Genomic DNA, 20317 nt, shown 5'->3' with positions numbered 1-20317 from the left:
GAGTTTATGGGAGTTATTTGTGGGTTCTTGGCAATATCCTTGGTCGGATATCTTGGCTATCTGATGTCTATAGAGCCACTTATGGAAGTCGGTGATTATATTCAGCTACTTGTCTTAATAATAATTGCTAGCACCTTAGTATTTTCGCTTCATGTGCATCGTCAAAAGGAAAAGTTAGACGAATCTCAAATATATCTTGAGAGCTCAATCAATTTGATAAACAAAGCATATGATGTATTAAATTCCCAAGGTAACGGTCTAACTTCTGATCGAATCTCTTGGGTCACTGCGGCTCGTTTGCTGACAAGATCCGGCTTCATTGCATCAAAAATATCATTGCCTTCGCATAAAATAATTTTCGAATCAGAGCATGATTTTCAGCGCCACAAATTTGGGAATCTATTGAAACTAGACGGAAAGCCTCTGCCAGTTGAATTCTTTTTTGGAACTGATCATTTGGCTGGTGATATAGGACGGAGCGCTTTGTCGACTATCTCGGTTAGTGGGACACAATGGATTCCTGTTCGAATATTAGCCACTGTATACAGGTTTAAATCGTTTCCAGGTGGGTATGAAGATCCTTTGGAGACTTCAAGTGAGTTCAACAATAATGAGCTAGAAAGACTTTGGTTATTCGATGATAAAGGTGCTTACGATTACATATTGTTTAGGAAAATGTTTATCCCTGCGGGTAAAGACATTTTCTATAGCGATGGAGAAGACAAACCAAGGAAAGTCTCGCAAGAAGAAATCAACACACTAGTCCCAAATCTCTCTGGATTAGACTTTGAATGAATCTAAATCAATGAGAATCAAGGGGGCAGTGGCTGACCCCTTGATTATTGGTGGATCGCTATAAACAAGATCACGGCTTTGTATGCAGCCCCTAACAAGTCGCTCAAATCGCTCACTTCGTTCGCTGGGACGGGCTAACCTGCCCCTTAGCTTAATCATTAGCAAAACAAAGGACTAAACATGTACTCATTGGACGACCTTGAAAAAGCCAAGGCAGAACTCCAAAAATGGGATGATAGCTTTGCCAATGACAGCAGCAACAATCCAAACAAGCATGAATCGCAACGGAAATCAGCACGCGCTAAAGTCAGGCTTATCACTGAATCACTAAAAAGTAGTGGACTTATAAAGCTATCGCCCAAAGAGCAGACAGAAAAAGAACTAGATGCTGCATTTCCAAACGCTAAAAGCAACGAAATTGTTGATCTCAATGGTGTTAAGTATCAGCGAAAATTCTTCCCCCTAGAAAAAAGTCGATCCCGTAAATCAGTAACCGTATGGGGTAAAACCTGGAAGAATTTAGTTGATTGCTAACAATGCGCTCAAATCGCTCGCTTCGCTCACTGGGACAGGCTAAAGCCTGCCCCTTAGCTTAATCGTTATAAGACAAGGTAGGTTTCGTGCACGAATTCATCAAATTGATAAAATCACGTTCAGATGAACACGAGATCGCGTTCTCACGTATACACGACCTGCCCAGCTCAATGATGTCGATTCTTAAATATCAAGGGGTCAGCCAACTTGATTTGGTTTAATTCCGTAAACTGATGTTATAAAGTAACCAAAATCTTATCGCTACAAGGATGTAACGACATGGCAAGACTCCCTCGATTGGTTCTACCCAGTCAGCCTCTACACATCATGCATCGAGGCAATAATCGTCAAAATATATTTGAAAATGAAGAGGACATGACCCGGATCCTCAGTGATATTGCAGAATCGCTTCATAAAGCAGATTGTCATCTCCATGCGTACGTCATCATGACAAATCACCTGCACTTACTCCTTACTCCCAAAGATAAACATGAACTTGCTGTATTTATGCAGTCTATGACGAATCGTTATGTGAGATATTTTAATGCCGGCCGAAAACGCACTGGCACCATTTGGGAAGGGCGTTTCAAATCCTTTCTGATAGACAGCGATGGTTATCTTTTTAGGCTATACAACTATATTGAAATGAATCCAGTAAAAGCCGAAATGGTAAAAGAAATCCATGAATACCCTTGGTCCAGTTATCATCACAATGCACTTTGCGAAAAAGATCAGCTTATAACAGAGCACCCACTTTATCTTGAATTGGCAGCTACCAAAGAAGAAAGAGCTACCCGATATAAATTAATGATGGACAAAATGGCGTTAGGGAAAGAGAATCAAAAAATTACTGATGCTACTCTTAGGGGAGAGGCACTGGGCAATGAAAACTTTCAATATTGGGTCTGCAAACAAACTGGAAGACCAGCGACGTTAACATCTCACGGAGGGGATAGGAAAAGTGCGAAATATCAAAATCAAGTTGGCTGACCCCTTGATTTCTTTGATTTCTATTGAAGATTGTTCGCTCTTATTCACTGGGACGTCACTATCGCGGCGCTTTTTATAAGCAATCGGTTATTTTCAGCGGATGACTCATTAAACCATGTCAATTACAAAAGTACAGAAATGGAAATTTCATATGAATAAGTCCCAAAAGATCGATCTATATTTACAGCGACTAAGCCATATAACTCAGTTTTTCCTTTTTCTATTCACGGTTCTTGGTTTTTACTTTGTTGTTTTACCAATTTACCAAAAGGATGTATTACAGGAATCAATCGCAAAAAAAGAATTAGAACTTGAAAAAGTAAATGAATCTCTTCTTCAAAGTTATTCGACAATACGAAATTATACTGTAAGACGTTTTATTACCTCAGCAGGGGCAAAATGTTCTGGGTTATTAATACCCATTCCCATTCTATCGAGTTATCGGGAATCTAAAGGTGAGCTGATTAATCTCACGGAAAAAATTCTCAATATTGAATCAACGAAATGTTTAACAGAATCATTTGATGCGGTAGATGATATGCAACTATTAAATACAATTGATTATTTGTATTTTCAAGATAAAGTCGCAGTCATATCGCGAAAACTTGATAAAGAGCGATTAATTCTACTAAATGAATATAATGAACTAGAGAAATTATCCATCGACAAGATGGAACGGAGTTTATCTAAGTATGATAGAGAGACGCTTCTTGATCTTGAGGGTATGGGAGCTTCGAAAGATGAACTTAATCATTATGAAAACCAAATGATTCGTAGGAATGCGAGTGATGGTTTATCAGATAAATTTTCAGAATTAGTAAGAAATGAAATCGACGGTCTTAAAGATTTATCTTGGCCTTAAGTAATTCATTTAACAAGTAAGTGTAATCAGTCGGAAAAATTAATTGCTCAAGCTCTCTATTTTCCGCTTTTGCGTGCATTATCAATCCAAGAAGCTTTAGGGAGTTAGTTTTGGAACCAATTAAAATTTACGTCGAGCTCCTTAGTCAGGTAGCCAAGGATGTCCATCCCCTTAAAAAATATTTTGAGAATGAAAATACAGGTTCAGAAGAGTGCCATAAGGAGGCTGCATTGATAAGAATAATGGCAGAAGATGGTCTGATAAATCTCGAAGACGATAAGGTAAATACGAACAATAAAATAACGATAACCCCAAAAGGCGCTCTTGCACTTTTTGAGTGGAAAGATGGGCTGCAGAAGAAAAGCTTTTTACATAGACTTCAGGAGGCCTCTTTCAATCTTTTCTGGTTGGTGGTTGGTGCGGTTCTCACGTTTCTAGTACGACTGAATTCGTAACCAGGGAATCAAGGGTTCAGCCACTGGCTGATCCTGAATCAATGGGGTCAGACTCTGACCCCATTGATTTCATTTTTCCGTATAGTTTAGGACTGACATGGAACTAAAAGCTATAGACGAAGCGTATCGACCTTATATTGATCGGATTATAAAGGAGTCATGCGGTATCAAGTATGAGGCTATGTTTCTTGAACCGAATCCTGCTGTATTAAATCCTCATAATGCTCTTGAACTATTTCAGAACATGCATTCGGTATATGTTCTCGGGATACTTGAGCGATCACACTTATCATGCATCACTTCATTGGTAAGAACGTCTCGGTGGCTTTCATCAACTCTCAGTTCAGTTGATGATGGCAATGCGCTCTCATTTTCTAGCTCTTTGCGCGGATTGCTGGAATCATCTTCTGATTCCTTTCATCTAATGCAGAATCTTTTCCCGACTTTAAAATCTACATATAAGTATGTGTACATTGCCCTCAATTATCCCAACGATATTGAGCAGAACTTCCTAACCTTTGAGAGTCTAGAGAATCTTCTGATTCATTATGCTTATGCCAAGCATTGGAAGAGAGACGAAGAACCGCTTCCGCACCATCGGAATAAGTCCAATTCAGAGTATATTCAATGCTTAGAAAATTTTGGTGTCTCTGGACTATCTGATCTTTATGCTGAGTTATGCCAGTTAACGCATCCGGCTTCTCCTTCAGTTTTTTGTTTTGTAGAAGAGAGAGAAAAGGACCTTACCTTTAACCCAAACCAGGACTCACTATTAATTAATGATATTTTGCACCGATATCAAAGTACGATTGCTGGTCTTATACAGTATCCATTAAATTCGGCGCTAATGGCGCTTGCACTACTGCACCGTCTAATACCCGACTGGCCGTCAATGTCTGACGAAGGTATGAGTACTATCGGTAATACTGCTGAGACCCTCAAGGATTTCGATGATTTTTGTAATAAATATCATCCAGGTAAAGGACTTTCACATTCGGAATTCAGATCGGCGAGTGGTCATTGATCTCTGGAATATCAAGGGTTCAGCCAACTTGATTTAGTTTGATTCCCTAAACGTTTTTACAGCAATGCAAGAAAGTTTACTTTGCAGACGATAATACCTATACATTTCTAACCAATAGCTCAAGCACGGAGTTTGTAAGGCGCTAGGCTTACTTTAAGCCGTGGAGGACACACATGAAAAAAGTTTTATTGTTAGCGTTTATTTCGATCCTGTTCAGCACCAACGTCTACTCTGAAGACTTGTGTGAAACACACGAAAGAGTTTCCTTTGCTTGTGACTTTAAATCCAAAAGTGTTTCGGTGTGTCGTAATGATAAAGAAACCTTAATTTATCGGTTTGGTTCACAGCAAAAAATCGAGCTTGAGTTAACGTCAGACATTCACTTTAGTCGTGTTGCATATAGTGGTGGTGGAGAAGGTAATTTAACTTTCTTTAATGGCAATTACCGGTATGTGGTTTATTCCAGTATCAGTAATGGGGCTTGGCTTGATGATGGATCCAGAGAGAAAGTTGAGCGTGCTGGTATATATGTGGTTAAAGGCGATAAGTTACTTAAAGATATTGAATGTCAAAGCTACCCAGGCAAGTCCTTTATTCATGACTTACCAGCATTTGAAGAGAAAGAGTTTCGATACTATAAGTGATTCTCAACCACAAAGCATTTAAGGGTGATTACAAACTCTTGAGGAAATCAAATGGTCAGCCAATTTGATTTTAAAGTTATGTAGCTTTTAGCAACCGATAAAATTTTAGGGGGCACACTCAATTTATTCTTCGATTTCGGTCGCTTATAAGCAAACGCCAGAGATAACGCATCAGGTTTCTGTGTCGGCGTTTTCTGAATTAACGTTTTCACTACCCCGTGCAGAAAGAAAAGTACCAAATGCCTGCAATCTGGGGATATGCTCACAAAAGGTGCGAACAGCAACCAATAACGGCACCGCTACCAACATGCCCACAATCGACCACAGCCAGGCCCACAGTGCGACCGAGAGAAAAATCACGACGGGGTTCATTTCTAACCGCCGACCTACGAAATATGGCGTGGCAAACTGTCCTTCAATAATAGTTAAGGTCAAGTAAGCTAGGGCCGGCAGCAGCGCGGCACCGGTATGGTCAAAGGTCAGCAAACCCACGAGGGCCGCTATCGCAACGCCGACAATAGCGCCGAGATACGGCACAAAATTAAAGGCGAACGCTAACACACCAAATAAGATGGGGTTTGGCATGCCCAGCAGCCACATCGATACACCAATCGCTATACCAAGCACAGCGTTAATAAGGGTAATAGCGAACAAATAATTCGACAACTTGCGTTCGATGTCATAGCTAATTCTGATCGCGTTTCGTTTATCTTTGAACGTTGGCATGATGTGAACAAGCTTTTCGTAAAACATATCACCGGAGGCCAGCAGAAAGAACAGCAACACTAGGGTAAACAACATTTGCGCCAGAATTTCAGGCACCGAGGTGGCAAGTTTTACAAGCACACCAGGCTCGCGTGCTGAGACCTTCTGAACTTGCTCCCCATCGTTTTCTACGGAGGCGAGCTGATCGATCTGTTTTCCGGCGTCTATTACCGCTTTCGCCGATTCGTTGGCACCGCGGAGTTTTTGCTCTAATTTAGAGCCGATTGTGGGCGCTTCTTTAATCCAACTCTGCACGGGATCAGCCAGCGAGCTTACCCCTAAGCCTATAAGCGTGATCAGTCCTCCCACAATAATCAGCGCAGAGACGACAGGTGGTAGCTTGCGGCGCTCAAGGAAACGCCGTACAGGACTGAACACCAGTGCCAACAACACGCCAAGCGCCACAGGCACGAGAAAAGAACGAGCGTAGGCAATACTGGCCAGTAAGAGCAGTAAAAATATACCGATTACTGCCCAGTGCGAATTCGCCTTAGAAAGGGCGCTGGTAGGCGTATCGTTTGGCACTAACACGGGGCTGGCATCTGGCTTAGTGTGGTTATTTTGTATATCTTCTGACATATAAGCTTTGCCTCTAGTAAATTACTCTTTTATTGTTTTGATTCACTATATAGACAAAATCTTATAATCGATATTTTAATGCCAGCTGAAACCGCTCAGAAAGTATTTAGGATGTGAGTTTATTTACGATCGTGTCATGTTAATCTTGAATTCCATACTATTCTCATCAGGTCTTACTGTGAATCGAATAAACCCAGCTAAGTTACACCACAGTAAATGGACAGCAGTGAATCCGATAAAGCGAGAAAAGCATTTCCTGGTATCGGACATCGAGTTTGACGAAGATGGCTCGGTTACTTCATGTAAATTGGAAGCGATTATCTCTAAGCAGCTCTATTCAATCGACTGGACGGAATTAAAAAACCAAGAAAAATGGATTCAGGGTTGGAAATAGCTATTAGCAGTGGAGGGACCAAAAGGGGCAGAGTATTTGGTTTTGAGATACTTTACCCCTTGATCCCTTGAAAGCCGAGAATAAAACTGGCTTAAAAAATCAACGCAAAAAGGCCGATCACGACAAGCAATCCGATAATAAAAATAATCCCTGCTACACTGCCTAAAAATTTAAACATGAATCTCTCCTCGTTATTTTCAATGGATGTGGGCCGATTTTTTCTGGCTCACTAACAACTCATACTTGCATGCTTCTCAAATAGTGAGCGATAACATCAGTTAACTTGTACCTTCCACAACGAGTAAGGTTCTACTACTTTTTTACGGGCTGTTTGGCTAGATGTAATCAAAAGAAATTAGTAGGGCCAGTTTCTTATTAATAGTAATTTTTTAATTAGTAAAAATTACTTTTTCATGCTGTGAAAACGCCTGGACGACCAAGACTGAATATCTGCATACATGATTGTTTCTAGATATAAACATACAGATTATGTTTGTGGCAGAAGATAGTTATTTTTTTAGCTTGGGCTTCTTTATGAAGCGCCATCAAAATATAGTTGTAGTCTACATTCATAGTGGGGAGTAAATGTGATGAACGATATTGGTTCTAACTCTGATTACGCAGAAGAATCCTTTACACCTGAACAAATTAGCGAGTTGTCCGGTGACACGTTACTGGAGTTTGGCGCACCCTGGTGTGGTCACTGTCAGGCGGCAAGTTCGGCGATAAACGAAGTCGTATCTGAACATTCAGAACTGCGTCATCTAAAAATATATGATGGAAAGGGCAAACGATTGGGCCGTGCGTTCAAGGTAAAGCTTTGGCCGACGTTGATACTGCTGCACGATGGTCATGAAGTGGATCGTCTGGTGAGGCCATTACGTTCGGATGAAGTTCGCGAATTAATGTCGAAACTCAACTAAAAGTGGCTAATAGGTTAAGGCATCTGACGCACTCAACGTTGTCGCTTCTAAGAACATCCCCTTTCGCTGCTCTTAAACGCAAAACCTTCGAAATCCCTTTTTGGAATAATCTTAAAGACCTGGAACAGCCGAATTGAAATGGCTGGATATCGCGAAAAACTGACTTCAAATTTGATGAGCGACGGCAGCCTGGCAACGCCATTAGCCTTGATGACCGATCCTTGCAATTCATAACACTTGTCAAAAAAGATCGGCATAATATTGCAGGCCATTATTAGGCTCGGGTCCCTGACCCGGAATCACGTCGCTTTAACCTTTGGAACATCGCATGAAACATATTGGATGGCTGCTTTTCGTCTTGTACAGTTCGAACGCGCTGTCTGCGGGCGAAGTTGAAATCCCTTTGCTGGCTGAAACTGCGCATCTCCAGACAGCGATCAGTCGCGTCCTTGAATTCGATGAGAATGGCCAGAGCACCATTAGCAACGACCCATGCAATCGGGTTGAATTGTCCGATATGGTTGTGGTGACCGAAGATGCCCAATTGTCTGTCGGCATGGCCTTGACTGCCACGACAGGTGCTTATGTGCTCGGTGCTTGTCGGGGCCCAAAACCGTGGCAGGGTCGTCTTGCGTTGAAACTGACCCCACAGGTAATGGCTTCGGGACTGGGCATAGAGTTTCTGCCTGATTCGATCGAGTTATCTCGCCCGGATAGCACCCCCGGCCTTTTGAGTAAACCGGTTCAGCTCATTGCCGATAAACTGGTACTGCCGCGCATGAAGCGGGTGCAAATTGACCTGGCCGGGCCGCTGAACAGCCTTGATGGATTGATCGTGCAAATGATGGGGGCGGGGAGTGAGCAAGGTGGTGAGCAGTCCCTGCTTCAGCGAACTCATATTACCCGCCTCCAAACGGAAGAAACAGGCGTCAGAGCCTGGCTGGCGTTTCAGGTTCGCCCCCCTGAACCAGCCGAACAAGCATTTGAGCCAACGTTTGACGACAGTGAGTTGGCACAATGGCAAACGCTTGAAGATGAGTTAGATGGCTTTCTGACCACTATTATTTCGGCGCTGGCCTACTCGACGGAGTCTCGTGCCTTACGTCTGGAATTACTCGCCGTGCTGCTGGACGCGCGACACGCGATTGCTGAAGCGCTGACGGTCGATGATCCTGCATATGATCCGGTTCGAGAACTTTTCCTGACGACATGGGAGCGGTTGCGGCCACTGATGAGCGAACTGGAAGGCCTGAAGACTCCGGGACTGGAAGTGGATTTCAAGCTTGCCGCGTTTATAGCGGGTGGTGACGCGCTGCGAGCACTTGACGCCCTCGGGCCGGAGTATGGTTTTGAAATTACCCGTGACGGACTGCGCCGGCTTGCCCGCTTGCTGCTCGCCGAAGCGGTGCCTCCGAGTTTTACACCTTTGCCGTTGGAGGTTGATCCAGAGTTTCGCGATTTGTTTGGATTTAATGCCAAAGACGAGGCCGTATTTACACCAGCAGAATTGACGGGACAAATCTCCGGTGGTTTTGGCTGGATAGGGTCTTGGCTGATGTCGAACGCTCATGCTGAAAGTATCCAACCAGCCGAGGCTCTAAAGGGGGTGGTCCCGCGACCGGATAACCTTAATGATTACCTTGAGCTGGTCGACAGCTTACTGGAGGAAGAAGCCAGTGCCTGGCTGGCTAAAAATGATAGCGTACCTGAGATGATGGCGGAGCGACTGGATCCTTTGGTTCGTGCCACAGCATGGAAAGAGTCCTGCTGGCGCCACCTCGTAATTTCGAGTGGCGAGCCTCAAGTGTTGCGTTCAGCCGGAGGGGCGGTGGGCATGATGCAGATCAACGGTCGGGTCTGGCGCAAGGTCTACGATCTGGACCGTCTCGTGGATGAGGTTGATTACAATGTGAACGCCGGTATCGATATTTTGACCCATTACATGCTTGATTATGCGATCCGTAAAGGCGAGCACGAACAGCCCGGCGGTGCTGACAATTTGGTAAAGGCAACCTACGCCGCTTATAACGGCGGTCCTGGGCAGTTGGCACGATACCGTCGCGAAGACACCTCAGCCCAATTGAAGGCCATCGACAATGCATTCTGGCAACATTACACGACCATCAAGGCCCATAAATGGCCGGACATCTCAAGCTGCTACTCGGTCGGTGGTTGACACCAGAGTTCAAGGTTTCAGTCAGATTGATTTTGCTTTTCTCAGAGCGGTGCCTTTACTGCAGTAAACTCTGAGCACCTTCAATCAAAATAAAGCCCTGTTTACAGAGAACAGGGCTTTATGTCCTAGCATTTTATTGATTGATTATTTCTGTCTAAAGCTATCAAAACGTGCAATATGTTCTTCCAGATTTTGGTTGAGCATTTCTGCGTAGCGTTGAGTGAAGTATTCAATGGCGGCTTGTTTTTCGGCTTGTAGATTTTCTGCACTTTCAACCGAACGGGCGACACTGAAGGCATTAAAGCGTGCAGCTGAAAATAGAATAGATGTATTGGCGTCGTCTACACTGCTGTCTGATGCTTGTTGATTAGCAAGGGCAATGAATTCATCGACACGTTGTTGAAATGTTTTTGTTGGTGAATTTTCACTCATTCTTTCTCTCTCATTAATGTTATGGGTTTGAAATTTGATAGCAGTCGTGATGAGGTTGTTATTGGCTATGTAAGCCAATTGAACGCAACACATAATATCAGATAGAAAAACCTGAGCAGTTTTAGGTTCACTAAAGACAGTAAAACGCGACAGAGTTTTTGGACTAGCACTCATCAATTAACTCGATCTGTCTTCCTTATGAGTCCTCTATTAAATCATTAGACTGAATATGAACTATGCGTAAAACTGATAAAAAAATTGATAACGAACTTCGACTGAAATTGACCGATGTATGTGAACAAGGATTAAAAAATATCGCTGGTTTCCAGTGGCTAACGCACTTGGTGAACTATGATGATTATCCAAATAGCTTAATGGTTGTTTGTGTATTTGATACCAACGAGAATTTGAAAAATTACCTCCAATCAGATGACAGCCAAGCATTGATATCTCTAATTGAAGCTGAATTTAAAACGATGGATATCAAGCTCAAACGCCTTGGTGATCATATCGCATACGATTCTGAAGATAACTGTAATCAATACCACAATGGTAATTGGGCACTTAGGTTGGGTTAACCAATATCAATCAACTCTTACCTCTATTTATTAGACAAACAAGCAAGCATCAGTCACCAACTAATTTAAACAAGCGGCTGTAGTTTATACTACACGGTATCTTTTACTGGATACGTTTGAGCGATAAAAACCGAATAATGAAAATACCAAAACAAATTCAGCCGCTTGTTGATGATGGCCTTGTGGATGAAGTGATTAGTCGCTTAATGAGCGGCAAAGAAGCCGATGTCTATGTAGTGAGATGTGGTGATGAAATACGCTGTGCCAAGGTCTATAAAGATGCGGTCAAGCGTAGCTTTAAAAAAGCCGTTCAATACCAGGAAGGACGAAAAGTACGCAATAGTCGCCGGGGCCGGGCGATGGAAAAAGGCTCTAAATTTGGTCGTCAGCAGCAGGAAGAAACCTGGCAGAATGCCGAAGTCGATGCACTGTATTTGCTTGCCAGTGCCGGTGTGAGAGTGCCTCAGCCCTATGACTGCCTGAATGGCGTGTTATTGATGGAGTTGATTACGGATGAGGAGGGTAATGTCGCGCCGCGCCTCAACGATGTCTCCATGTCTGCCGAGCAAGCCATCGAAGACCACATGATGGTCATGCATTCGGTGAAAAAAATGCTTTGTGCTGGCTTAGTTCATGGCGATTTGTCAGAGTTTAATGTTCTGGTCGATGCGCATGGCCCGGTGATTATCGATCTGCCACAAGCGGTGAATGCGGTGGCGAATAATAATGCACAAGCTATGTTAACTCGTGATGTGCAAAATATGACCCGTTACTATGCTCAATTCGCACCCGAACTTCGTAAAACGCATTTCGACAAAGAAATATGGTCGCTCTTCGAAAATGGGGAATTACTACCTGATACAGAACTCACTGGTCTGTTTGAAGAAGATACTCAAGCCGCTGATGTGGATGGGGTTATGCTTGAAATTAAAGCGATCCTGGAAGAAGAACAAGAAAGGCAATTGTGGTTACGTGATAAGGATGATTAAGGTTTAACCGTATTATTTTTAGAAAAAATCAAGTTGGCTGATCCTCTGACTGCTTCCCATGCCGCTGAAAATAGTCCCGCGCAGCGCGGTTGACCTTAGGGGCGAGCAGCAGTGCGGAAATCATGGTCGGTATCGCCATGGTCGCATAGAGTCCGTCAATGAGGCCGATGATGGCCGGCAGACTGGTCACGCTGCCAAAAACCACCAGTGCGGCGTAAATCCAGACGTAATGGTGCTGATGTCGCGCCCCAATCAGAAAGCCCAGACACTTGCTGCCGTAATACCAGAAGGTAAAAATGGTGCTCAGTGACAGCAGCGCCACGACAACGGTAAGCAGATAGGCACCGATACCGGGGAAGGCGGTTTCAAATGCTTGTGATGTCAGGGTCACACCATCGATGTCGCCATCAACTTGCCAGCTACCGGTCACCAGAATGGCCAGAGCAGTACAGGTACATACCAACAGGGTATCGATAACTGGCCCCATCATAGCAACCAGACCCTCACGAATGGGTTCATTGGTACGTGCCGCACCATGGGCCATTGCCTCGGTACCAATTCCGGCTTCGTTGGAAAAAGCCCCGCGGCGCACGCCCATCAGAATGACGGTGCCAATAGCGCCCCCCGCGACGGCGTCACCGGAAAAGGCATCGGTAATAATCAGCTGAAAAGCGGCCGGAATTTCGCTGGCGAAACGCATCAACAGCAGGGCGGTCATCCCCAGATAAAGCAATACCATAACCGGTACCATACGTAACGTAACGCGGCCAACGCGTTGGATATGGCCTGTCGTCACCAACAATACCAGGGCGGCAATGAGTACCCCCATCACCAGATCAAATGTGAAATGACTTTGTGACGTGGCCCAGCCGGCAGGTTCAGCCACCACTTCACGGACAATTTGTACCAACTGGTTAACCTGAAAGGCGGGCATGGTTCCCATCAGCCCGGCGACTGCAAACAGCGCGGCCAGTGGCCACCAGCGCTTGCCCAGACCTTCGCGTACGACATACATGGGACCACCCTGAAGGTTGCCCTCACTGTCTTTGCCGCGAAACATTACACTCAGGGAGCAGGTATAAAACTTGGTGGCGACACCGATGATGGCTGTCACCCACATCCAGAATATGGCGCCTGGGCCGCCCATGGTAATTGCCAACGCTACACCGGCAATATTGCCCAGTCCCAGCGTCCCGGACAGGGCAGTGCTCAGTGCCTGAGTATGGGGTATATCACCTTCATCGCCTTCACGATCAAAGCGTCCTGTCAGGATTTGTAAGGCATGTCTGAAATGGCGATAGGGCAGGCCACCCGAATACACCACAAAAAACAGCCCACCTCCTACCAGCAATATAACCAGCGGCAGGCCCCACATAAAATTGGCGAAGGCGGTAAAAAGCGCTTCCATGTTGTTATCCTGATTGTGTTCAGGCTTTTACCCTAGCGCTTTGCCGGTACAGATTCAAAAGACATTCGACAAGAGTGGGGAGGCTTCCCTTCAATTGGTTAATATTCTAGTCTATTGCTATGCTCGAAATAGCCGACATATATTTCAAAATTCCATACCTCATTACCCAGTTAGATAATTGACGTGATGATGTATTTTTTCTTGATGATGACAAGCAACGCTATTTAGAGTGCAACACTTACTCTTGTTAAAACATCAGGTAACGTTTTTTGGCATATTCCTTGATGGATAATAAAAGGGAATCTTCCCTTTTTCGACTGAGAATGAATATAAACAATGCTCTTAGATTATTCATTATGTATGCCTTAATTTCAGCGCATGTTATTTGAATGGCCAGAATATCTACAGGATAAAAATTATTATGGCGAGTTTGGATACTCAGCAGGGGATTATTGAAAACAGCAAGGTCACAATTGGACCATGTACCTATGGTTATGAGTACTTGCAAGTATTCGGCTCGGAAGGCGTTTCGTTGACAATAGGCAGTTTCTGTTCAATTGCAATGAAAACCACTATATTTCTTGGCTCAAACCATCGAACTGATTGGATCACTACCTTTCCATTTGGTCATCAAATGGCTGATGAGTTAGGAGGCCGGGAAATAAAAGGCCATCCGGCTAGTAATGGTGACGTCGTGATCGGCCATGATGTTTGGATTGGCTATGGCTCAACTATTGTATCTGGCGTAACAATTGGAAGCGGAGCTGTTATTGCTGCCAACGCTCACGTTGTTAAGGATGTTGCTCCCTATGAAATTGTCGGTGGAAACCCTGCAAAACACATTCGATATAGGTTCGATGAGGAAATAAGAGCGTTACTTTTGGAGTTAAGATGGTGGGATTTGCCTATCAGCGTAATTAAAGAGCTGAGCCAAACCTTATCTTCAGAGCCGACGGTTGATTTACTGAAGTCACTAGTTGCTTCGTTTAGAGCCTGATTATGTTTGATGTGCATTGCAATTTAAAACCTACTGTTCTGATATAAGGATGCTTTGGTTTGGCGAGAAATTAAGTGGCAGACATCTAACTTACTGGTTATGCGGGGGAAGTTTCTTTCTTTATCAACTTCATCTATTGTTTACTTTGCTTTATAAACGGGGTGAGGTCACTGGACGTCTAGTGGATTCCTTCATCCGAATAAATGCAACAAAACGCGTCAAAGGCGACGCTCATAACTCGCACGCTTTAATGCGAGTGTTATCAACCTCTATTAATGGAAGAGAGACCATGAGCATCATTGAAGCCTTTCCCAACGGAACGCCAATAGATAATCAAAACATCTTTGAAAGTATTTCCAGCCGCATGTCTGGCTTTTTGTATCGTTGCCGCATGGACAATGACTACACCATGCTGAACATGTTCGGCAATGTCCAGGAGCTGACCGGTTATAAACATCAGGAGTTAATTGGCAACAAACTTACTTCCTACGTGAATCTGATCCACGAGGAGGATGCACAGGCTGTCGATGATGCAGTGGCGGCAGCTATTGAAGAGCGTAAGAACTGGGATGTGGATTACCGCTTAAAATGCAAAACGGGTGACCCCATTTGGGTGAATGAAAAGGGCGGCCCGGTATTTGACGACAATAATCAAGTGGCGTTTCTTGAGGGGGTGGTGACCACGATACAAGCCAGGAAATTGCAGGAACTGGAGCGTCAATCCAGAATGGATGAAGTGGAAAGCCATAGCGAGGACATCATCAAGCAAACCCATACCATTTTGGATATGTTGAAAACCCTCCGCCTGCTTAGCTTGAATGCCAGTATTGAGGCCGCACGTGCTGGAGACGCGGGTCGAGGTTTTGCTGTAGTTGCATCCGAGGTAAAAAAACTGGCCGAGAATACGGGGCATGCCACTACCGAAATCACCCGATTAACCAAAGAGCTCGACGCACTGCTTAAGTAATTATTTATCCAGGCGATCAGATAAAGGCAATGCCATAACATGCAACCCGAAGAAATTAAGGACATTTTCGATCAGCAAGCTTCAGGCTACGATCAGCAATGGGCCAGAATGGCGTCCATCAATAATGGTTTATATTTTTTGCTGGAATCTGTTTTTGCGGGGTTAGCTGAAGATGCTCACATTCTTTGTGTGGGAGCTGGCACAGGCAAAGAGTTGATTCATCTTGCCAGGAAATTTCCCAATTGGCAGTTTACGGCGGTAGAGCCTTCAGGTGCCATGCTTGCTGTCTGTCGTCAAAAGGTTGAAGAGGAAGGGATGACGAGTCGCTGTCATTTTCATGAAGGCTATCTTGACTCTTTACCTGACAAACAGCTTTATGACGCAGCAACCTGCTTTCTGGTTTCCCAGTTTATTCTGGATCAACAGCTGCGCACAAAGCTGTTTGGTGAAATTGCTCAAAGACTGAAACAGGGTGGAATATTGGCAAGTGCCGATTTAGCTTCACAATTAGGATCGGATGAATATGAAGCCTTATTGCATACATGGATGACAATGATGGCGGGGGCTGGCATTACAGCTGAAAAACAAACCCAGATAAGAGATGCCTATGCCAAAGATGTAGCGGTTCTGCCTCCCACCAAGGTCGCTGACATCATTAAATCAGCAGGTTTTTGTATGCCTGTGCAATTCTTTCAAGCAGGATTGATTCATGCCTGGTTTGCCAAATTGCAAACGTAAAAATAACTAAAATAGCAGCGTCCTCTTATACAAAAGTCTGAGTAGAAACAGCTTCAGTCGGTAAGTAAATAAACTCAAGTTGCTTAACCATTCTGTTATCACATCTTCAGTTTTCATTTAGCGTCCTGGTTCACATTAATTGCAACATTCATAGAGTTGTCACAATAAATCACTATCTTCAGTCCCGATGTTCATTATCTGACTTGGAGGTAACGTGAAAAATACGCAAAAATTAGTACTCGCTTCAATACTGGCAGCTCTGTATAACGTGCCAGCAATGGCGGCAACCTGTATTCCTGGTGGCACGAGTGATTCACCGACGCTGATCTGCACCCCAACAGACAGCGGCAGTATCAATGACAACAGAGACAACCTATCAGTGACCGTTGAAAGCGGAGCACAGATTGTCCGTGCAACTGGACGTCCGGTGCAATTGGAAGGATCCAACCAGACGCTGAATAATCAGGGCCTGATTGAAAGTGGCGATGATGATGCGATTCGTGGCAAGGGTGTAAACCTCACAATCGACAATTCCGGCACTATACGTGGCGGTGACCGGGGTATCCGTCTTCAGGATGACGCCGATAATTTCACACTGATCAACCGTGAAACTGGAAAAATCTTCGCGGAAAACCAGGCCGTCAGATTGGACAATGATGCCGAACTGGAAAACGCACATATTACCAATTATGGCCTGATTCAAAGTACTGATGGTCGCGCCATTCAGAGCCGTGGACCAGGTGGCACTGTGATTAACTACGGTACGTTGCTTGGCGGTGAGGAAGTGATTGAAGCGAGAGAGAATTTCACGCTTGAAAACCACGGCACTATCGCGTTGAACGGGTTGTCATGGGATGCTGGCACGCAGACTTGGATGAATACAGGTGCCACTGACGATGAAGACGGTGTTCAATTTGCCAGCGGGGAAGCCAATAACTACGGCGTGATCCTCGGTAGCGATGATGGAATCGACATCGACGAGGGTAAGGTGCACAACCACGCCTCGGGCGTCATTGTCTCCACCGGATCGGCGAGTAATCCATTGGAAGGCGGTAATGGCATCGACGTAGATTCATTGTACGAGCCTACGCAAGGTGAGGTTCGCACTGCAGGTCCACTGACCATCGTAAACGAAGGCTATATCGAAGGCGTCCACGCGATTGGTACAGATGTGGCCAGCACTTCTGAGATCACGATTGAGAACAGCGGTACCTTGGTTGGCCGGTCAGGTACTGCAATCCAGTTTGCACCCAATCAGGGTAATAGTAGCTTGCAACTAAGTGGCAACAGCGAGATTATCGGTGATGTTATCTTTGGCGCTGGCGATGACAAGCTGATTGTGGATGGGCTTACTTCAACTTCAGGTATGCTGAGCACCGGCATTTTTGATGGCGGCTTGGGAGAGAATAGTGTTTTCTTCAATGATTTTTCACTGTCTAATATTTTGTCATTTGATATCACCGACACGTTGATATACATGTCCTTCGGTATTGCGAGTGATGAACTGTTCTCAGGAAAATTCACTAACTTTTCATCATGGACATTTGGCACTGATGGCTCTTTCTCGACAGAAGCGCTTGCAAGACAGTTTATGAATCCGAGTGCGGTGCCACTACCTGCGGCATTACCGCTTTTCGCTTTCGGCCTTTTCGGACTTTGGGCTGGCCGAGCACGTCTTTTGAAATAATCATCGACGTAGGGGCAACCCTCATTGCGTCGAGCCAATGTCTTTTGGATCAAAAGGGTCAGAGTCTGACTCTGGCCCTTTTGATTCAGCTGTTTTACACTCGATTTAAGCTATATTTTGCATTAGGATTTTATTGTCCTAGAAGTATCTGAACATCCACAGCCCCATCGCGATCATCATCAGGTTTTCGGTGAGCGATACAAATCCCAGTGGTACATTGCTGCCACCACCTACGCAGGCGCATTTGAGTTCGCGTTTGTCTATATACACTGCCTTGAGCACTGATACCGCGCCGACCGTGCCGATAAATAATGCGACAGGGATAGCCAACCACAGCATTGCTCCTGCCACCATGAGAACGCCTGCCAGCAATTCACCAAAAGGATACACATAGGAGTAGGGCACCACCCGACGTGCCAACAGGTCATAGTTGAGAAACATGGTTGAGAAGCTTTCAACATCCTGTAATTTGAGCAGCGCCAAAATGCTCATGCTAATGGCGATAAACAGCTCGGCAGTACGGATGCTCAGCAGACCTTCGCCCAACATCCAGCTTATCGCCAGAGCCAACAGGGCGGCAACGCCGAATACTGCCAATACAGGCTGATAACTGGTTTCGTCCTTGGCTTTTACCTTCTTGCCGAAGTGCTGCCGCAACGCGTCATATCCACCAATACGGGTTTCGTTGATAAATGTCTGGGGTGTCGTTTCCACATCATGCTGCTCTTTGAACGCATCGGTTTGTTCGCGTGAAGTCAGCCATTTATCTTCCACTTCATAACCTTCACGTTTAAGCAGATCCAGGGATTTCAGGCCAAACGGACAAACATGCTTGTCCATGACCATACGATAGAGCGTTGCTTGTTTTGTTGGATCAGATGACATCGAATTCTTCTCCTTGTTTTTATAAATGGCTTTATCTTTTGGGGGGCTTGCAGAGCGAAGAAGTTCCTTTCGCTACTTGCCCTTTACTATACGGTAAGACTTCTTTGATTGTTTTTTCAAAATAATACCATCCTGTCGGCTCTGATTTTATTAGCGATATTCACTGGAGGGATTAACGGATATCTGTTTCAGGATAGTTGGTTATTGTTTCAAAAGGGTATAGGTTAACTTTTACACAAGAATACTATTTGCGTATTTGGTCGTTAGCCAGGAGCTTTATTTTATATGTTGGCATTCTCAAATCCGGTTGGCTCAGGAACCCTTTGGTTCCACAATCTGACCACTGCCGAAGGTACACCCGTAGCCTATGATCCCCAGGCGCGGGCATTCCTGCCCATGCCGCCATTCTGTGCAAACCGTGAGATTATTGGTTGCAACTGGATAGCACCCGAAGAAGGTGCTTTTTGCCGGTCATGTGCGATGACTGCGTTGGCGCCGGATCCGGAAATTCCCAACGCTATCTCAAATTGGGCAGAAACCGAAGCAGCAAAACGCTGGGTACTCGATAACCTTGGCCGCTGGCACTGGTTCCGGCCGGAAGATCCCGGAACGCGGCCGGTTTTTCATATGCTTGCTGATGGACATACGCTTGCTGCTATGGGGCATGGCAATGGCGTCGTAACCATTAGCGTATCCGAGGCCGATCCAGTAGTGCGGGTTACCCGCAGAGAAGCCCTGGACGAGCCTTACCGAACGATGATCGGCCACATGCGCCATGAAATTGCACACATGCTTTGGTGGCGACTGAGCCTGCGTGAAGACTTTCTGCAGGCGTTTCGGGTGATGTTTGGTGATGAGCGAGAGGACTACACAGCGGCACTTCAGCGACATTACCAGCAAGGTGCACCACAAGACTGGGAGCTGTTTTACCTGACCAGCTACGCCTCGGCGCATCCTCACGAAGACTGGGCTGAAACGACGGCACATTTGTTACATCTGACAGATATTACCGACAGTTTTGTGGCAACTGGCCTAAGTTCTCCAGAACTGCCTCACCATAGCTGGGATCCCTATTCAGAGCCTGACTCTGTTTTGCTAATCAACGTTGCTACCGCCCTCGCGACACGCGTCAATCACATTAACCGCTCAATGGGGTTATCAGACGTCTATCCCTTTGTTCTATCGGAAACTGGCCGGCGCAAGCTTGCATTCGTACACGACTGGTTGCGACGCGGGGCTCAGGGGCGCTGATCTGCTGCTTTTTTGTCACGAATGGCAGGGATACCACCAAACCCTTTTGTCTTTTTGTGTTATGTTTGAACTGACAGTTAGTGGTCAGTTGTAATGAAGCCGACTAGCTCAATTCTGAAATTAGGAAGCTGATAAAGCCTCCCTATCAATGATTTATTCAATCTCCTCTAAACAATACTGACAAGCTCAGTTCATTTTGTGTGCTTTTTCCAGTAAGGCTTCTCTGAGGAGGCTCAACAGGAGA

The 20317-nt window shown here is 45.0% G+C and carries 22 protein-coding genes; 17 read left to right on the top strand and 5 right to left on the bottom strand.

The window, feature by feature from the left end; translation table 11 throughout:
• Positions 1 to 63 precede the first annotated feature (63 nt).
• From B4F66_RS12920 to B4F66_RS12890, 7 genes are all read left to right on the top strand, one after another.
• Positions 64 to 795: a hypothetical protein gene (locus B4F66_RS12920; protein WP_292411471.1), complete on the top strand. Its 732-nt coding sequence runs from the start codon at positions 64 to 66 to the stop codon at positions 793 to 795.
• A gap of 180 nt (positions 796 to 975) precedes the next feature.
• The gene (locus B4F66_RS12915; protein ID WP_292353492.1) at positions 976 to 1329 is read left to right on the top strand and encodes a hypothetical protein; all 354 of its coding nucleotides are present in this window, start codon (positions 976 to 978) and stop codon (positions 1327 to 1329) included.
• A gap of 279 nt (positions 1330 to 1608) precedes the next feature.
• Positions 1609 to 2319, top strand: a complete 711-nt coding sequence (locus B4F66_RS12910; protein WP_292411470.1) for an REP-associated tyrosine transposase — start codon at positions 1609 to 1611, stop codon at positions 2317 to 2319.
• A gap of 151 nt (positions 2320 to 2470) precedes the next feature.
• Complete coding sequence (locus B4F66_RS12905; protein WP_292353494.1) at positions 2471 to 3181, top strand: hypothetical protein; 711 nt, start codon at positions 2471 to 2473, stop codon at positions 3179 to 3181.
• Between the two features lie 110 nt (positions 3182 to 3291).
• Entirely contained in the window at positions 3292 to 3636 is a 345-nt protein-coding gene (locus tag B4F66_RS12900; RefSeq protein ID WP_292353495.1) for a hypothetical protein, read from the top strand.
• Positions 3637 to 3733: 97 nt separating this feature from the next.
• Complete coding sequence (locus tag B4F66_RS12895) at positions 3734 to 4660, top strand: hypothetical protein (RefSeq protein ID WP_292353496.1); 927 nt, start codon at positions 3734 to 3736, stop codon at positions 4658 to 4660.
• Positions 4661 to 4833: 173 nt separating this feature from the next.
• Positions 4834 to 5304, top strand: coding sequence for a hypothetical protein (locus B4F66_RS12890; RefSeq protein ID WP_292353497.1), 471 nt, complete (start codon positions 4834 to 4836; stop codon positions 5302 to 5304).
• 171 nt (positions 5305 to 5475) lie between these two features.
• Here the strand turns inward: B4F66_RS12890 and B4F66_RS12885 are convergent, their stop codons facing one another.
• Positions 5476 to 6648, bottom strand: coding sequence for an AI-2E family transporter (locus B4F66_RS12885; protein ID WP_292353498.1), 1173 nt, complete (start codon positions 6646 to 6648; stop codon positions 5476 to 5478).
• Positions 6649 to 6784: 136 nt separating this feature from the next.
• On the opposite strand from B4F66_RS12885, the gene B4F66_RS14400 reads away from it, so the two are divergent.
• Entirely contained in the window at positions 6785 to 7042 is a 258-nt protein-coding gene (locus B4F66_RS14400) for a TIGR02450 family Trp-rich protein (RefSeq protein WP_366652718.1), read from the top strand.
• 91 nt (positions 7043 to 7133) lie between these two features.
• Here B4F66_RS14400 and B4F66_RS14405 read toward each other — a convergent pair whose 3' ends face one another.
• Positions 7134 to 7220 carry a small membrane protein YohP gene (locus B4F66_RS14405; RefSeq protein WP_463671358.1) on the bottom strand — a complete coding sequence of 29 codons (87 nt, stop codon included), beginning with the start codon at positions 7218 to 7220 and terminating at the stop codon, positions 7134 to 7136.
• 412 nt (positions 7221 to 7632) lie between these two features.
• Between B4F66_RS14405 and B4F66_RS12880 the strand changes: the two genes are divergently transcribed.
• On the top strand, positions 7633 to 7965 hold the full coding sequence (locus tag B4F66_RS12880) for a thioredoxin family protein (RefSeq protein ID WP_292353499.1): 333 nt from the start codon (positions 7633 to 7635) through the stop codon (positions 7963 to 7965).
• 328 nt (positions 7966 to 8293) lie between these two features.
• Positions 8294 to 10141, top strand: coding sequence for a lytic transglycosylase domain-containing protein (locus tag B4F66_RS12875; protein ID WP_292353500.1), 1848 nt, complete (start codon positions 8294 to 8296; stop codon positions 10139 to 10141).
• A gap of 144 nt (positions 10142 to 10285) precedes the next feature.
• On the opposite strand, the gene B4F66_RS12870 is transcribed toward B4F66_RS12875, so the two are convergent.
• A complete protein-coding gene (locus B4F66_RS12870) occupies positions 10286 to 10573 on the bottom strand; it encodes a DUF3144 domain-containing protein (protein WP_292411468.1) in 288 nt (95 codons plus the stop codon).
• A 236-nt stretch (positions 10574 to 10809) separates the two neighbouring features.
• Between B4F66_RS12870 and B4F66_RS12865 the strand changes: the two genes are divergently transcribed.
• Together B4F66_RS12865 and B4F66_RS12860 are read left to right on the top strand one after the other, a co-directional pair.
• Positions 10810 to 11151: a Fis family transcriptional regulator gene (locus B4F66_RS12865; protein WP_292353502.1), complete on the top strand. Its 342-nt coding sequence runs from the start codon at positions 10810 to 10812 to the stop codon at positions 11149 to 11151.
• Positions 11152 to 11288: 137 nt separating this feature from the next.
• On the top strand, positions 11289 to 12140 hold the full coding sequence (locus B4F66_RS12860; protein WP_292353503.1) for a PA4780 family RIO1-like protein kinase: 852 nt from the start codon (positions 11289 to 11291) through the stop codon (positions 12138 to 12140).
• A 28-nt stretch (positions 12141 to 12168) separates the two neighbouring features.
• On the opposite strand, the gene B4F66_RS12855 is transcribed toward B4F66_RS12860, so the two are convergent.
• Positions 12169 to 13548 carry an alanine/glycine:cation symporter family protein gene (locus tag B4F66_RS12855; protein WP_292353504.1) on the bottom strand — a complete coding sequence of 460 codons (1380 nt, stop codon included), beginning with the start codon at positions 13546 to 13548 and terminating at the stop codon, positions 12169 to 12171.
• Positions 13549 to 13969: 421 nt separating this feature from the next.
• Between B4F66_RS12855 and B4F66_RS12850 the strand changes: the two genes are divergently transcribed.
• The 4 genes from B4F66_RS12850 (at position 13970) to B4F66_RS12835 (ending at position 17937) form a co-directional block, all read left to right on the top strand.
• On the top strand, positions 13970 to 14545 hold the full coding sequence (locus B4F66_RS12850; protein ID WP_292353505.1) for a CatB-related O-acetyltransferase: 576 nt from the start codon (positions 13970 to 13972) through the stop codon (positions 14543 to 14545).
• A gap of 289 nt (positions 14546 to 14834) precedes the next feature.
• Positions 14835 to 15512 carry a methyl-accepting chemotaxis protein gene (locus B4F66_RS12845; RefSeq protein WP_292353506.1) on the top strand — a complete coding sequence of 226 codons (678 nt, stop codon included), beginning with the start codon at positions 14835 to 14837 and terminating at the stop codon, positions 15510 to 15512.
• A gap of 39 nt (positions 15513 to 15551) precedes the next feature.
• Positions 15552 to 16250, top strand: a complete 699-nt coding sequence (locus B4F66_RS12840; RefSeq protein WP_292353507.1) for a class I SAM-dependent methyltransferase — start codon at positions 15552 to 15554, stop codon at positions 16248 to 16250.
• Positions 16251 to 16464: 214 nt separating this feature from the next.
• Positions 16465 to 17937, top strand: coding sequence for a hypothetical protein (locus B4F66_RS12835; RefSeq protein ID WP_292353508.1), 1473 nt, complete (start codon positions 16465 to 16467; stop codon positions 17935 to 17937).
• 138 nt (positions 17938 to 18075) lie between these two features.
• On the opposite strand, the gene B4F66_RS12830 is transcribed toward B4F66_RS12835, so the two are convergent.
• Complete coding sequence (locus B4F66_RS12830) at positions 18076 to 18822, bottom strand: glutaredoxin family protein (protein WP_292400367.1); 747 nt, start codon at positions 18820 to 18822, stop codon at positions 18076 to 18078.
• A gap of 285 nt (positions 18823 to 19107) precedes the next feature.
• On the opposite strand from B4F66_RS12830, the gene B4F66_RS12825 reads away from it, so the two are divergent.
• Entirely contained in the window at positions 19108 to 20073 is a 966-nt protein-coding gene (locus B4F66_RS12825; RefSeq protein WP_292353510.1) for a zinc-binding metallopeptidase family protein, read from the top strand.
• Positions 20074 to 20317 lie beyond the last annotated feature (244 nt).

It is taken from the genome of Methylophaga sp. UBA3603 (assembly GCF_002375335.1).
Lineage (GTDB): Bacteria > Pseudomonadota > Gammaproteobacteria > Nitrosococcales > Methylophagaceae > Methylophaga.
The sequence above is the reverse complement of the archived record's forward strand: the minus strand, read 5'-3'. Positions and strand labels throughout refer to the sequence as shown.

Coding starts and splice junctions, on each gene's coding strand:
- B4F66_RS12920 (WP_292411471.1), top strand. CDS start 64: ATGTCTATAGAGCCACTTATGGAAGTCGGTGATTATATTCAGCTACTT.
- B4F66_RS12915 (WP_292353492.1), top strand. CDS start 976: ATGTACTCATTGGACGACCTTGAAAAAGCCAAGGCAGAACTCCAAAAA.
- B4F66_RS12910 (WP_292411470.1), top strand. CDS start 1,609: ATGGCAAGACTCCCTCGATTGGTTCTACCCAGTCAGCCTCTACACATC.
- B4F66_RS12905 (WP_292353494.1), top strand. CDS start 2,471: ATGAATAAGTCCCAAAAGATCGATCTATATTTACAGCGACTAAGCCAT.
- B4F66_RS12895 (WP_292353496.1), top strand. CDS start 3,734: ATGGAACTAAAAGCTATAGACGAAGCGTATCGACCTTATATTGATCGG.
- B4F66_RS12890 (WP_292353497.1), top strand. CDS start 4,834: ATGAAAAAAGTTTTATTGTTAGCGTTTATTTCGATCCTGTTCAGCACC.
- B4F66_RS12885 (WP_292353498.1), bottom strand. CDS start 6,648: ATGTCAGAAGATATACAAAATAACCACACTAAGCCAGATGCCAGCCCC.
- B4F66_RS14400 (WP_366652718.1), top strand. CDS start 6,785: ATGTTAATCTTGAATTCCATACTATTCTCATCAGGTCTTACTGTGAAT.
- B4F66_RS14405 (WP_463671358.1), bottom strand. CDS start 7,220: ATGTTTAAATTTTTAGGCAGTGTAGCAGGGATTATTTTTATTATCGGA.
- B4F66_RS12880 (WP_292353499.1), top strand. CDS start 7,633: ATGAACGATATTGGTTCTAACTCTGATTACGCAGAAGAATCCTTTACA.
- B4F66_RS12875 (WP_292353500.1), top strand. CDS start 8,294: ATGAAACATATTGGATGGCTGCTTTTCGTCTTGTACAGTTCGAACGCG.
- B4F66_RS12870 (WP_292411468.1), bottom strand. CDS start 10,573: ATGAGTGAAAATTCACCAACAAAAACATTTCAACAACGTGTCGATGAA.
- B4F66_RS12865 (WP_292353502.1), top strand. CDS start 10,810: ATGCGTAAAACTGATAAAAAAATTGATAACGAACTTCGACTGAAATTG.
- B4F66_RS12860 (WP_292353503.1), top strand. CDS start 11,289: ATGAAAATACCAAAACAAATTCAGCCGCTTGTTGATGATGGCCTTGTG.
- B4F66_RS12855 (WP_292353504.1), bottom strand. CDS start 13,548: ATGGAAGCGCTTTTTACCGCCTTCGCCAATTTTATGTGGGGCCTGCCG.
- B4F66_RS12850 (WP_292353505.1), top strand. CDS start 13,970: ATGGCGAGTTTGGATACTCAGCAGGGGATTATTGAAAACAGCAAGGTC.
- B4F66_RS12845 (WP_292353506.1), top strand. CDS start 14,835: ATGAGCATCATTGAAGCCTTTCCCAACGGAACGCCAATAGATAATCAA.
- B4F66_RS12840 (WP_292353507.1), top strand. CDS start 15,552: ATGCAACCCGAAGAAATTAAGGACATTTTCGATCAGCAAGCTTCAGGC.
- B4F66_RS12830 (WP_292400367.1), bottom strand. CDS start 18,822: ATGTCATCTGATCCAACAAAACAAGCAACGCTCTATCGTATGGTCATG.
- B4F66_RS12825 (WP_292353510.1), top strand. CDS start 19,108: ATGTTGGCATTCTCAAATCCGGTTGGCTCAGGAACCCTTTGGTTCCAC.